The organism is Schaalia radingae, from assembly GCF_900106055.1.
Lineage (GTDB): Bacteria > Actinomycetota > Actinomycetes > Actinomycetales > Actinomycetaceae > Pauljensenia > Pauljensenia radingae_A.
This window is the reverse complement of record NZ_LT629792.1, coordinates 1,983,866-1,996,370: the sequence shown is the minus strand read 5'-3', so window position 1 is coordinate 1,996,370 and position 12,505 is coordinate 1,983,866. Positions and strand designations below refer to the sequence as shown.

12 protein-coding genes are annotated in these 12,505 nt (G+C 59.4%); 10 read left to right on the top strand and 2 right to left on the bottom strand.

Translation table 11 applies throughout. From position 1 onward, the window contains the following. The first annotated feature begins 66 nt into the window (after nucleotides 1–66). The 3 genes from clpB (at nucleotide 67) to BLT69_RS08740 (ending at nucleotide 4,520) form a co-directional block, all read left to right on the top strand. A complete protein-coding gene (clpB, locus tag BLT69_RS08750) occupies nucleotides 67–2,766 on the top strand; it encodes an ATP-dependent chaperone ClpB (RefSeq protein ID WP_082628590.1) in 2,700 nt (899 codons plus the stop codon). Nucleotides 2,767–2,963: 197 nt separating this feature from the next. Further along, a complete protein-coding gene (locus BLT69_RS08745) occupies nucleotides 2,964–3,704 on the top strand; it encodes a TetR/AcrR family transcriptional regulator (protein WP_074026269.1) in 741 nt (246 codons plus the stop codon). 21 nt (nucleotides 3,705–3,725) lie between these two features. Further along, nucleotides 3,726–4,520 (top strand): serine hydrolase domain-containing protein, encoded by a 795-nt coding sequence (locus BLT69_RS08740; protein WP_058237891.1) that lies wholly within the window; start codon nucleotides 3,726–3,728, stop codon nucleotides 4,518–4,520. Between the two features lie 133 nt (nucleotides 4,521–4,653). Here the strand turns inward: BLT69_RS08740 and BLT69_RS08735 are convergent, their stop codons facing one another. Continuing rightward, entirely contained in the window at nucleotides 4,654–5,541 is an 888-nt protein-coding gene (locus BLT69_RS08735; protein ID WP_058237287.1) for an exodeoxyribonuclease III, read from the bottom strand. 106 nt (nucleotides 5,542–5,647) lie between these two features. Here BLT69_RS08735 and BLT69_RS08730 point away from each other — a divergent pair, with 106 nt between their 5' ends. The 5 genes from BLT69_RS08730 to pyrE all read left to right on the top strand — a co-directional run bounded on the left by BLT69_RS08730 (nucleotide 5,648) and on the right by pyrE (nucleotide 10,684). Next, nucleotides 5,648–6,427, top strand: coding sequence for an SDR family NAD(P)-dependent oxidoreductase (locus BLT69_RS08730; RefSeq protein ID WP_058237286.1), 780 nt, complete (start codon nucleotides 5,648–5,650; stop codon nucleotides 6,425–6,427). 216 nt (nucleotides 6,428–6,643) lie between these two features. After that, nucleotides 6,644–7,966 (top strand): ABC transporter substrate-binding protein, encoded by a 1,323-nt coding sequence (locus tag BLT69_RS08725; protein WP_058237285.1) that lies wholly within the window; start codon nucleotides 6,644–6,646, stop codon nucleotides 7,964–7,966. A 77-nt stretch (nucleotides 7,967–8,043) separates the two neighbouring features. Next, complete coding sequence (locus tag BLT69_RS08720; RefSeq protein ID WP_092648838.1) at nucleotides 8,044–9,123, top strand: carbohydrate ABC transporter permease; 1,080 nt, start codon at nucleotides 8,044–8,046, stop codon at nucleotides 9,121–9,123. Next, the gene (locus BLT69_RS08715; RefSeq protein ID WP_058237283.1) at nucleotides 9,120–9,965 is read left to right on the top strand and encodes a carbohydrate ABC transporter permease; all 846 of its coding nucleotides are present in this window, start codon (nucleotides 9,120–9,122) and stop codon (nucleotides 9,963–9,965) included. The genes BLT69_RS08720 and BLT69_RS08715 overlap by 4 nt, the downstream gene beginning before the upstream one ends. 152 nt (nucleotides 9,966–10,117) lie before the next feature. Further along, nucleotides 10,118–10,684 carry an orotate phosphoribosyltransferase gene (gene pyrE / locus BLT69_RS08710; protein ID WP_058237282.1) on the top strand — a complete coding sequence of 189 codons (567 nt, stop codon included), beginning with the start codon at nucleotides 10,118–10,120 and terminating at the stop codon, nucleotides 10,682–10,684. A 93-nt stretch (nucleotides 10,685–10,777) separates the two neighbouring features. On the opposite strand, the gene BLT69_RS08705 is transcribed toward pyrE, so the two are convergent. Further along, nucleotides 10,778–11,602 (bottom strand): HAD-IIA family hydrolase, encoded by an 825-nt coding sequence (locus BLT69_RS08705; protein ID WP_058237281.1) that lies wholly within the window; start codon nucleotides 11,600–11,602, stop codon nucleotides 10,778–10,780. On the opposite strand from BLT69_RS08705, the gene BLT69_RS10845 reads away from it, so the two are divergent. Then, nucleotides 11,601–11,771, top strand: a complete 171-nt coding sequence (locus BLT69_RS10845; RefSeq protein WP_157886390.1) for a hypothetical protein — start codon at nucleotides 11,601–11,603, stop codon at nucleotides 11,769–11,771. The genes BLT69_RS08705 and BLT69_RS10845 overlap by 2 nt on opposite strands. A gap of 36 nt (nucleotides 11,772–11,807) precedes the next feature. Beyond that, nucleotides 11,808–12,452: a TrmH family RNA methyltransferase gene (locus tag BLT69_RS08700; RefSeq protein ID WP_070727675.1), complete on the top strand. Its 645-nt coding sequence runs from the start codon at nucleotides 11,808–11,810 to the stop codon at nucleotides 12,450–12,452. Nucleotides 12,453–12,505: the final 53 nt, after the last annotated feature.

The following is a 12,505-nucleotide window of genomic DNA, read 5'->3' as shown; positions in this document are numbered from 1 at the left end:
CTCCCTCGTTGACCGAAAACTAACGGTCCGGAAGGTGGCTGAGGGGCAACACTTTAGGAGGTACACGTGAGCGAAGAGTTCACAACGAAGGCTCAGGAAGCCATCGGATCGGCGCTGCAGTCAGCGGCAGCCGCATCCAATCCGCAGGTCGAGCCCCTGCATCTGCTGGGCGCACTGCTCGAACAAAACGAGGGTATCGCCCTGTCCCTGCTGGCAAGCGTTGGAGCAGACCGGAAGGTCGTGGGCGCACGCACCCGCAGCGCTTTGGTGAAACTGCCCTCCACACAAGGTGCCACGACCACTCAGCCCGCCACATCCCGCACGCTGCTCACCGTCATCACCGACGCGCAGCGCAGGGCGAAAGAGGGCGGGGACCAGTACACGTCAACCGAACACCTGCTCATCGCGCTCGCAGCCTCGGGCACGGATGCAGGAAAGATCCTGACCGATCAGGGGGCGACGGAAGAAGCGCTGACCCGTGCACTTTCGCAGCTGCGCCCTGACCCGATCACGTCGGCCAACCCCGAAGGCTCATTTGAAGCACTCGAGAAATACGGTCGCGACCTGACGCAGGTGGCGCGTGAAGGAAAACTCGACCCGGTCATCGGCCGTGACAACGAGATCCGCCGCATCATTCAGGTCCTGTCACGACGCACGAAGAATAACCCTGTGCTGATCGGTGAACCCGGTGTCGGCAAGACCGCTGTGGTCGAAGGCTTGGCGCAACGAATTGTTGCCGGTGACGTGCCCGACTCGCTCAAAGACAAACGAGTCGTGTCACTGGACATCTCATCGATGGTGGCAGGTGCCAAGTATCGTGGCGACTTCGAGGAGCGATTCAAAGCCGTTCTCAACGAAATCGCACGTTCGGACGGGCAGATCATCACTTTCATTGATGAGCTGCACACAGTTGTTGGCGCCGGTGCCGCTGAAGGATCAATGGATGCGGGCAACATGCTCAAACCCATGCTGGCGCGCGGCGAGCTGCGGATGGTGGGTGCCACCACACTGGACGAGTACCGCGAAAACATCGAAAAGGACCCTGCACTGGAACGCCGTTTCCAGCAGGTCTTTATCGGGGAGCCGTCAGTGGAGGACACCATCGCCGTTCTGCGCGGCATTGCACCCAAGTACGAAGCACACCACAAAGTCACGATTTCCGACGGTGCCCTCGTCGCTGCTGCGCAACTGTCCGACCGCTACATTACCGGGAGGCAACTACCCGACAAGGCGATTGACCTGATTGACGAGGCCGCATCCAGGCTGCGTATGGAACTGGATTCCAGCCCCGTGGAAATTGATCAGCTGCGTCGCCAGGTGGACAGGCTGCGCATGGAGGAATCCTACCTTGCCGAGTCCGATCCCGATCAGGGGGATGCTGCCACGCAGGAACGCCTGGTGAAGCTGCGCAAGGACCTGGCTGACCGGCAGGAAGAACTCAACGCGCTGACCAGCCGGTGGGAGGCTGAAAAGGCCGGGCACAACAAGGTCGGTGACCTGCGTGTCACGCTCGATGACCTGCGCACTCAACTGGAGCTGGCGATCCGCCAGAACAAATGGGAGGAAGCCGGTCGCTTGCAAAACGGCGAGATCCCCGCTGTCGAACACCAGATCGAGCAGGCCGAGTCGGAAGCCGAACGTGACGCGGCAGACGGCAGCACGCCTGAGCCGATGATCGCGGAGAAAGTCGATGCCACCACCATCGCGGAAGTTGTCGAGTCATGGACCGGAATTCCTGTGGGGCGCCTGCTCCAGGGGGAAACCGAGAAACTGCTTGAGATGGAAGACGTGATCGGCAAGCGACTGATCGGTCAGAAGAAGGCTGTTCGCGCCGTAGCCGATGCGGTGCGTCGTTCGCGCGCCGGGCTGTCTGACCCGAACCGTCCCGATGGATCATTCCTGTTCCTCGGACCCACTGGTGTCGGTAAGACCGAGCTGGCACGCTCGCTGGCGGACTTCCTCTTCGACGATGAGCGCGCCATGGTGCGAATCGACATGAGCGAGTATTCCGAGAAGCATTCGGTTGCTCGCCTGGTCGGATCTCCGCCCGGATATGTCGGATACGAGGAAGGCGGTCAGCTCACCGAGGCCGTTCGCCGCCGCCCGTACTGCGTCATTTTGTTGGACGAGGTCGAGAAGGCCGATCCTGAGATCTTCAACATCCTGTTGCAGGTCCTGGACGACGGGCGACTGACCGACGGGCAGGGACGCACGGTTGACTTCCGCAACACGATCCTCATTCTGACATCGAACCTGGGCTCACAGTTCCTCGCCGACAGCGCGCTGTCACAGCAGGAACGCCATGACGCGGTCATGCAGCAGGTGCGGATGGCATTTAAACCTGAGTTCCTCAACCGTCTTGATGAGGTCCTCATGTTTGAACCGCTCACCAGTGAAGAGCTGGCGCAGATCGCAGACCTTCAGGTTGCGGCGCTTGCCCGTCGATTGGCTGACCGGCGCATCGCGCTGACGGTGACCGAACCGGCACGCCGATGGCTGACTCGTGCAGGATACGATCCGGCCTATGGTGCTCGTCCGTTGCGTCGCACTGTTCAGCGCGAGGTGGGGGACCGACTGGCCACGATGATTCTGTCCGGCCAGGTGCATGACGGTGACGAAGTGCGCGTGGATGTCAGCGAGGATCTCAGATCCCTGACGATGCAGCGCGTCAGGCCATCCGAGCCTGATGGCGACGAGTATGGCGATCATTCGCCGGACCACAGCGCCGAGCAAAGCGAATACACGCCGGACGACAGCGCCGAGTAAGCGTCGGGAAATCCTGCACCCGCCGATCCTGACAGGTAAAATCGCAAGTGAATAATTGGTGGGGTGATCACTGGTGCCGCCTTCGTCTAGTTTGGCGAGGGCGGCTCAGTTTGATGCCGAGTTGCAGATAGACTGGGGACGGATCTATCCGTGGCGCATTCAAAGCACCGGTTCAAAGACATGTTGAGGTGGCAATCGTGACGACAGGGCGCAAGAATCGCGGTTCATACTCGACTGGCCTGGCCACCCGCGAATCTATCCTGAACGTGGCGATGTCGCTCATCTCGCGCCGTGGCTTCGCCGGCATATCATTGCGTGACATCGGTCGTGAAGTGGGAATATCCCATCCTGCGGTCATCTACCACTTCCCATCAAAAGAAGCGCTGCTGGGTTCTGTGATCAACCGCATGGAGGAACGAGCGGGGCTGGTTGATTTCGTGGAAGACGCCGAAAATGGCCGGACCGTTCAGGCGCGCGTCATTCCCGAAACGCTGTTCGACTTTGCGATCGCCATGATGAGATTGGCGAACAACCCGGATGTCTCGATGATTATTGACCTGGAGTGCATTCTTGCAGTTGAAGCAGCATCAACGACGCACCCTGTTCACGATCACTTCGTCGCGAGGATCTATGCGATCCACGATTTCCTGCGCGACGAGGTGACCCGCTTGGCATCTGAGGGCATTGTCAAGACCGATCTCAGTCCGGCGTTCCTGGCGAAAACCCTTATGCAGATATGGTTCGGCCTGTCTCTGCAGGCCCGCTACTCCGACGATGAGGAGACGGGGCTCCAAACAGTGGCTATCTTCCTGGCACAGACCCACCGACTCCTCGGACTGGATTCGGACACAACACTGAAAGTGGGCCAGGCGATCCCTGAAGAAGTCGGTGACGTTTATGCACGTTTCCTGCGAGTGGCAGGGACTCTCAGTTCGTAACCTGGAGGCATAGTGGCTGACATGGATCTGTACCCCGTCCCGTTCGAACACGCGCTCGCAGTGCTGCGCAGCGACCGCACGCTGTATGTGCAAGGCGATGAGTCAGTGGTCTACCCTCTGGCATCGGTCACGAAAGTCATCGCCTCACGCGCCATCCTTGTGGCAATTGACCAGCACCTGATGAACCTTGATGATCCGCTGGGGCCGACAGGATCTACCGTGCGTCACCTGCTGGCTCACGCCTCCGGAATTGCAGCCGACTCGCGCGAGGCGCAGGTGCCCCCAGAAACGGTGCGGATCTATTCCAACGCAGGCTTCGACATCTTAGGGGAGGCAACAAGCGAGGCCACAGGTGAAGAACTCAGTCGCTGGATCGAGCTGAGTGTCCTGGAGCCGCTGGGAATGACAACAGCAGATGCGCCCGGATCTCCTGCTTATTCCGCGGTTGGAAGTGCGGCGGATCTGATTGCTCTGGCTCAGGAGCTCCTCGCTCCCACGCTGATCAGCGAGGACCTTGATCAACAATCCGTGTCAGTGCAGTTCCCTGATCTGGATGGCTTCGTGCCTGGATACCGTAAGCACCGCCCGTGCCCCTGGGGGCTGGGCGTGGAGATCCGCGGCCACAAATCGCCGCATTGGACATCTCAGCATGCCGACCCCGCCACGTTTGGGCACTTCGGAGTGTCCGGCTCGTTCATCTGGGTTGATCGTGGTCGAGACCTGGCGGCTGTATTCGTCGGCACAGAGAAGTTTGGCAGTTGGCACAAGAAGAATTGGTGCCTGCTCAATGATCAGATTCTTGAGCGCTTCGCATAAGGGCACTGCTGGCGACGCCTTGCAACGGTGCCCTGCTGGCGACAGCCTCCGATAACGCTCTGCTGCCGGCCCATTTGTCTGCGCTCCACGCATCGAGAGTATGCGTCGTGCGGCCACCTCGGGCAGAGGCACCCTAATGTGCGATCTCAACGATGACCGGCACGTGGTCAGAGGCCCCTTTGCCTTTGCGTTCATCGCGATCAATCCACGCCTGCGTGATGCGGGCGTCAAGTGCAGGCGTCGCATACATGAAGTCAATGCGCATTCCTTCGTTACGAGGGAAACGCAGCTGCTGGTAGTCCCAGTACGTGTAGTTCGTGACGCGAGGACGAGTCGCTTCCACCCATCCATCGGCTGCAAAAGCCTCAAAGGCGGAACGCTCTGGCTGTGTGACGTGGGTACGGCCGTCGAAGAAGTCGATATCCCACACGTCCTCATCGCGCGGTGCCACATTCCAGTCGCCCACCAGCAGTGCGCTCGGTGAGCCGCCCTCATCCGATGCCGTTGCAGGTGGGACAGCGCCGCCCTCGGCCAGTGAGTCCTCACCCGGGGCATCGCCCTTGGATACCCCGCTGGAATCGCCTGCAACGTAAGGTGAAACGGCAGCGCGCAGTGCGGCGAGCCACTGGAGTTTGTACTGGTAGTGCGGGTGGTCAATCTCGCGGCCGTTCGGAACATACAGACTCCACACATCCAGTCCTTCAGGCGTTCCATCGTCGATCCGCACTCGCAGGGCACGCGCTTCGACGCGCGCAGGATCTCCCCATGTGGGCGCTCCCGGAAAGTCGCGGGATACGCTGAGAATGGGAAGCCTGGAAGCGATCGCCACGCCATTCCACTGGTTGAGTCCGTGAACCTCCACGCGGTAGCCGGCATCGGTGAACGCGTCAATCGGGAACTGACCCGGCTTGCATTTGATCTCCTGCATTGCCAGTACGTCCAGATTCCACCGCGCGCAGCACTCGATGACGCGGTCGACGCGGGTACGGGCTGAGTTAATGTTCCAGGTTCCAATCCTCATGTCTCCACCCTACCGGCGCAGGCCAAGCGTTGAGCGAGCATGGATCCGTCGGCGCATGCTGGTCACTGAGCGAGCATGCATGCGCCGGCGACCTTACGATGAGGTTATGGGTACAGCTTTAGTCACGGGAGCAACATCAGGTCTGGGAGAAGAATTCTGCTGGCAACTTGCCGAGGCGGGACATGATCTGGTTCTGGTTGCCCGCACGCAGGAAAAACTCGATGACCTGTCCAATCGTCTGGAGCAGATCGCGAACATCACGACCGAGGTGATCGCAGCTGACCTGTCGCAAACCGGGGACGTACAGCGGGTTGCCGAGCGTCTCGACGTTCAGCCTGATGATGAATCTGGATGTGCACCGGTGGGCCTGCTGGTCAATAACGCAGGGATGGGTCTGGGGGAGGAGTTCCTCGACAACGAACTGGAGACGGAAGAGCAGGCCCTGGATGTGATGGTGCGAGCCGTCATGGTGCTGTCGTACCACGCTGGTCGTGCCATGCGCCGACGAGGAGTAGGCGCCATCTGCAACATCTCCTCCATCGCTGCAGAGACCGGGATGGGTACCTATAGCGCGCACAAAGCGTGGGTGAAAGCCTTCAGCGAAGGATTGGCGTTCGAACTGGAAGGAACCGGGGTGACTGTCACCGCTGTATCACCGGGCATGACGCGCACAAACTTCCACAAGGCAGCTGATGTTGATGTGTCCGACACACCGGGATGGATCTGGTCGGATGCGGAAACGGTGGTCTCGCAAGCTCTTGAGGCCGTTCGTCGAGGGCGGGTGCTGGTGACGCCGACTGCGCTGTATAAGAGCGCGAATGTGGTCTCTCGGCTGACTCCGCGGTGGTTGATGCGTAAGGTGATGCGCGCCGTGCCGCACATGTAGCGTGACGGGGCTGCTAGCATCGCGGGGCGTTGTGCGGGCAAGTTTGCCAAAATTGTTACCAAATGTAAACAAATGTAACGCGCTGCAATCGCATACATTTTGTGGAGAAAACGTTGTAGAGTGAAAGCGACGTCGATCGTTGATCGGCACCTGAGAGGCGGCTCGATCTGAGAGACCACCAAATTCAGGTTTTTTGACACGAAGGAGTGAACGCAAATGGCAACCAGAAAAGGAATTGCCTTGGCAGCTGGCGCTGCTGCGATGGTGCTGATGACGGCATGTAGCAGTGGCGGTGGCGGACAGACATCAGGGGACTCAGGTGCCTCTGGTGGCGGCGCAACCGGTGAATTCGAGGGGCGCGGCCCCATCACCTATGTGCAGGGTAAAGACAACTCCGGTCTGATGGCTCCCATGTTGGAGGATTGGAACAAGGACCACCCGGACGAAAAGGTTGAGATGATCGAGCTGTCGGCCGAAGCCGATCAGCAGCGCAACTCGATGGTTCAGAACGCTCAGACCCAATCAGATGCATACTGCGTTATTTCTCTGGACAACATCCACGTCGCCGAATTTGCTGCTCACCGCTGGGTTGAGCCGCTCAACGAGGCAGACTTCGAAAAGGACAAGATTCTGCCGGCTGTGTGGCAGACAGGCCTGTACCGTGACCAACTTTACGCCGTTCCATACGCTTCTGATGGTGGCATTCTGTACTACCGCAAGGACCTGCTTGAGCAGGCCGGCGTGACCGATCCGCCCAAGACGTGGGATGACATGAAGAAAGGCTGCGAAGCTGTGCGCGGCCTCGACGGTCATTCAGACATCGGGTGCTATGGCGGACAGATGGCCAAGTACGAAGGCCTGACGGTCAATGTTGACGAAGCCATTCACTCCGCCGGCGGACAGATTGTCAGCCCCGAGGGCGAAGTGGTTGTCGACTCGCCTGAAGCCCTCAAGGGTCTGCAGACGCTTGAAAACGCCTTCAAGGATAACTTCATTCCTGAAGAAGCCCTGACTTACAAGGAAGAAGAAGGCCGCGCAGCATTCGAGAGCGACCGCCTGGTCTACTACCGCAACTGGCCATACCAGTACTCCCTGACCAAGGAAAAGCTGGGCGACAAGTTCGGAGTTGCTCCGCTGCCTGGTTTGACCGCAGATCAGCCTGAAGGAGGCATGTCCTCACTGGGCGGCCACAACGTCGCCATCTCCAGCTTCTGCAAGAACAAGGCAACCGCGTACGACTTCATCAAGTGGTTCACCTCAGAAGATATCGAGAAGCGCCTGCTCACCGAGCAGACACTGGCCCCGATCTACTCCGCGCTGTACGACGATCAGGAACTGATTGACCAGTACCCGTATCTGCCGGCGCTGAAGGGCTCCATCGAGAGCGCTGCACCGCGCCCGCAGGTTGTGAACTACGGCGACGTGTCGGCAGCGATCCAGGATGCCGTCTTCCCCGTACTGCAGGGACAGGCCACGTCCGAACAGGCGGTTAAGGACCTGAGCGCTAAACTCACCGAGCTCACATCTGCTCAGCAGTAACATTGTCACCGCTCTTGGTTGGGTGGCTGGTGCCACCCAACCAGGAGCCTTAGCGCGCTTTCCAGGAGGAAGAACTCATGGCGAAAGCACCCGCTCAGAAGACGCAACGTCGCGGAAAATCTGAGTCGCAGAAACAGCAAAGTCGCCTGGCGGCACTGCTTGTTTCGCCCACCATCATCGTTATTTCAATCGTCATTTTGTTCCCCACGATTTCGGCTCTGTATCAGTCGCTGTTCGGCGCCAAGGGAATCGATCCTGAAACAGGATTCGTCAACGATACCGAGCCATTCGTTGGACTGGACAATTACATCAACATTTTCGCCGGAGACACCGGCGCACGATTCTGGACCGCGTTCTGGAACACGACATTCTTCGCGTTTGTCACAGTCAGTATCGAAACCGTCCTCGGCGTGATCATGGCGCTCATCATGCACCAGGCCATCAAGGCGCGCGGATTCGTCCGTGCGGCAATCCTCGTGCCATGGGCCATTCCCACTGCCATCTCGGCCGTGCTGTGGAAGTGGATCTTCGATGCGCACGGAGCTGCGAACGCCCTGCTCAATACGCAGATCCTGTGGGCGACATCTGAATGGCCCGCCAAATTCGCCATCATCATCGCCGACACGTGGAAGACGGCGCCGTTCATCGGACTGCTGACACTAGCCGGTCTGCAGATCATTCCCGAGGAAGTCTACGAGGCAGCCAAGATTGACGGTGCAAACGCATGGCGTCGTTTTCTGTCCATCACGCTTCCACTGGTCAAACCAGCACTTGTTGTCGCAGTCCTGTTCCGCGCTCTCGATGCTCTGCGCATGTTCGACCTGCCCTACATTCTGATTGGACCGCGTAAAGGATCTGTCGAAACGCTGTCCATGCTGGTTCAGGATGAGGCGACGAACCTGAGATACGGGTCAGGTGCTGCGTACGCAGTGATCCTGTTCCTCTACGTCTTCCTCATATCCTTCGCCTTCATCAAGCTGCTCGGCGCAGAACTGTTTGAAGATGACGGCCAGTCGCAGAAGAGCTCGAAGCTGCGTTTGAGCGCGTTCTTCAAGCGTTCGAAGGAAGCGAAAGAAGTCCAAAGGCCACCCTCGTCCACCACCGGGGGAGCTGACGCGCCTGCCCAGGCCGGATCGACTGCGGAGGTGTCACGATGAAAAGCAAAGGTGTCAAGGCGGCTCTGCTCGACACGTCCTCATGGATCGGCATCATCGCGATCGTGGTGTTCTGTCTGGCTCCGTTCTACTGGATGATCGTGTCCTCACTGCGTCCCACGCGCGACATTTTCGACACGACGCTGTGGCCGCGCGAAGTGAGCATGGAAAACTACGTTGAGGTCTTCAAGCCAGACCGCCTGTTCACGCAGTCACTGTTGAACTCGCTGATCGTTGCCGGCGTGACGACGATTCTGGCACTGCTGGTCGCGACGTTCACCGCGTACGCTCTGGCGCGACTGGAGTTCCCGGGCAAGACGTTGGTACTGACCATTGTCATCGCCTCGTCGATGTTCCCGTTGGTCGCCATCGTGGTGCCGTTGCTCAAGCTGTTTACACAGTGGGAATGGATCAACACCTATCAGTCGATGATTGTGCCCGACCTGTCATTCGCACTGCCGCTGGCCGTGTGGAACCTGACCAGCTTCTTCAGGCAGATGCCGCGCGAACTGGAACAGGCCGCAATGGTCGATGGCTGCACGCCAGGTCAGGCCTTCCGCAAAGTCATCATTCCGATCGCCGCTCCCGGCATTTTCACCACTGCCATCATCGTCTTTATCAATGCGTGGAATGAGTTCCTCATTGCCGTGACGATGGTCAACAAACAGGACATGAAGACTGCTCCGGTCATTGTGTCCCAGTTCGGTGGCGTATCCGGGTTTGAGACGCCGTTCGGCTCCCAGATGGCGGCCGGCGTGGTGGTCACCGTGCCGCTGGTCATCATGGTGCTGATCTTCCAGCGCCGCATCGTTGCCGGCCTGGCAGCAGGTGGCGTCAAACAGTAAAGGAGGCGCAGGCGCCGCGGAACGCCAGACGGAACGGGCAACCGAGGCGCCAGGGTACTCCACTACACGCGAATACTCCCCAGGTGAAATGCCCAATGTGATGTCATGGGGCAAGCTCTCCGCGCCGGCACTGCACGCGGTAGGCTTGCCCCATGACTAATGACTCCCATAAATCGCGCCTGGCCGAACTGGTACGTGAACTCGCCGTGATCCACGAGCACGTCACGCTGGCATCGGGCAAAGAATCTGATTTCTACGTCGATATGCGCCGAGCCACCCTCCATCACGAGGCAGGCCCCCTGATCGGCCACGTCATGCTGGACATGCTGGAAGAGGCTGGTTTCGGGCCCGAAGACTACGACGCGGTGGGCGGTCTGACGATGGGCGCCGACCCGGTGGCCACCGCCATGATGCACGCAGCCGCCTCTCGCGGCCTGAACCTGGACGCATTCGTGGTGCGCAAAGCAGCCAAGGACCACGGCATGAAGCGCCGCATCGAAGGCCCAGACGTTCAGGGCAGGCGAGTGATCGTCCTGGAAGATACCTCCACCACGGGTGGCTCACCGATCGAAGCTGTCCATGCTCTGCGTGAAGCCGGGGCAGAAGTCCTGGCAGTTGCCGTTGTTGTGGATCGCGCCACGGGTGCCAAAGAGCGTATCGAAGCAGAAGGACTGCCGTATTTCAGTGCCCTCGGACTGGCTGACCTCGACCTCGATTAGCTTTTACCTCGATCTCAGTGAGTGCTGACCGGAAGGTCGATTCACGAGGGTAGCCTGCACGCTGATCCCAGCCTGGCGCGGATTGGCCGGAGCTTAGCCGCGTCCGGCTTCGACCAATTCGACCAGATCGCCAATGCCTTGGTGAACACCAAACGGGCGGTACGGGAAATTCTGAATTTCGTGTTCATCGGTTGAGCCAGTGAGCACGAGGTGTGTGCGCAGTCCGGCCTCCACACCGGCCTGAATATCGGTATCCATACGGTCACCGACCATCGCCGCGGTCTCGGAGTGTGCGCCGATTTTATTGAGCGCGGCCCGGATCATAATGGGATTCGGTTTACCTACGTAGTAGGGCGAGCGGTTTGTTGCACGCTCGATCATCGCGGCAATGGAGCCGGTTGCCGGAAGGGTGCCCTCGTCGGAAGGCCCGGTCGCATCTGGGTTGGTAGCGATGAACTTCGCGCCTTTTTCGATCAAACGGATCGCGCGAGTCAGGGCGTTGAAGTCGTAGGAGCGTGTTTCGCCCAGAATCACGAATTCAGGATCCGTGTCAGTCATGATATAGCCCGCATTGTGCAGAGCAGTGGTCAGGCCGGCCTCGCCAATAATGTAAGCCGATGATTGCGGGGACTGCTGCGACAGGAACGCAGCGGTCGCGTTGGCAGACGTCCAGATACGGTCTTCCGGAACGTCCAGGCCGGAACGAGCCAGTCGGGCGGACAGGTCGCGGTTCGTGAACGTTGAATTATTCGTCAGCACCAGGAACGGCATGTTGTGCGATTTCAATGCGTCGAGAAACTCCTGCGCGCCGGGAAGCGCGCGGTTTTCCTTGACCAGGACGCCATCCATGTCGGACAGCCAGGCAGTGGCCGGTGGCATCTGCGAGAGCGGCACCGTGTCGTAGAGATTTTCGTTCATGGCTCTAATGTATCGAGGATCAACCGTTAGTGGGCAGATGCCGGGCAAGAAGGTGCAGATGCTGTCGCGACATGTGTCTGCGTGTATGGCGGTGCGCGGTATTCAGGTCGAGAAGTGGCAAGACGAGGCGAGGGGGCAAGCTGGAATGCAGTGTCAAGGCGACCTGTGAAACCGAGGTGCTCATTATCCGTGTACCCTAGTCGCCGTGGAGGATACGAATCGTTCAACAGCATCCAACGCTCCTACAGGGGTAGGGCCGTGGCCAGGGGGATCAAATTCATGGCCCGATGACGAGCGACTCGACCCCGACTTGTTGGCGAACGGCGATACGCGAAACGTTGAAGACCAGTACCGTTACTGGACCATGGATGCCATCCGTGCCGACATGGCACAGCGCTCCACCGGGCTGCATGTGGCGATTGAAAACGTCGAGCATGATTTCAATATCGGCTCGATTGTGCGCACCGCAAACGCTCTTGGCGCCAGACGTGTGTGGATTGTGGGGCGTAAGCGGTGGAATCGTCGAGGCGCGATGGTCACTGATCGCTACCTGGATGTAGCGCATGTTGACGACTGTCAGGCACTCGCTCGCCAGTGCGTCGAGCAGGGAATCACGCTTATCGGTATCGACAATGTGGAGGGCTCGCGCCCGCTCGAAGGGGCCGTGATTCCCGAGCGGGCATGCCTGGTTTTTGGTGCCGAACGCGGCGGGCTGAGCGAAGCTATGCGGCGGGCTTGTTCCCAGATCCTGCACATCACGCAGTATGGGTCGACCCGGTCGATGAATGTGGGTCATGCCGCTGCCATTGCTATGTGGGCATGGGTTGTGCAAACAAAGGCGACGAGCTAGAGGCCATTGTCAACACTCATGCGCTGGGCCTGCTGCCAATAAGTGTGCAATGG

Bases quoted from the DNA above. Each gene is read 5' to 3' on its own strand.
- BLT69_RS08720 (WP_092648838.1), top strand. From the start codon at position 8,044: ATGGCGAAAGCACCCGCTCAGAAGACGCAACGTCGCGGAAAATCTGAG.
- BLT69_RS10845 (WP_157886390.1), top strand. From the start codon at position 11,601: ATGGCTCTAATGTATCGAGGATCAACCGTTAGTGGGCAGATGCCGGGC.
- pyrE (WP_058237282.1), top strand. From the start codon at position 10,118: ATGACTAATGACTCCCATAAATCGCGCCTGGCCGAACTGGTACGTGAA.
- BLT69_RS08740 (WP_058237891.1), top strand. From the start codon at position 3,726: ATGGATCTGTACCCCGTCCCGTTCGAACACGCGCTCGCAGTGCTGCGC.
- BLT69_RS08725 (WP_058237285.1), top strand. From the start codon at position 6,644: ATGGCAACCAGAAAAGGAATTGCCTTGGCAGCTGGCGCTGCTGCGATG.
- BLT69_RS08730 (WP_058237286.1), top strand. From the start codon at position 5,648: ATGGGTACAGCTTTAGTCACGGGAGCAACATCAGGTCTGGGAGAAGAA.
- BLT69_RS08735 (WP_058237287.1), bottom strand. From the start codon at position 5,541: ATGAGGATTGGAACCTGGAACATTAACTCAGCCCGTACCCGCGTCGAC.
- BLT69_RS08705 (WP_058237281.1), bottom strand. From the start codon at position 11,602: ATGAACGAAAATCTCTACGACACGGTGCCGCTCTCGCAGATGCCACCG.
- BLT69_RS08715 (WP_058237283.1), top strand. From the start codon at position 9,120: ATGAAAAGCAAAGGTGTCAAGGCGGCTCTGCTCGACACGTCCTCATGG.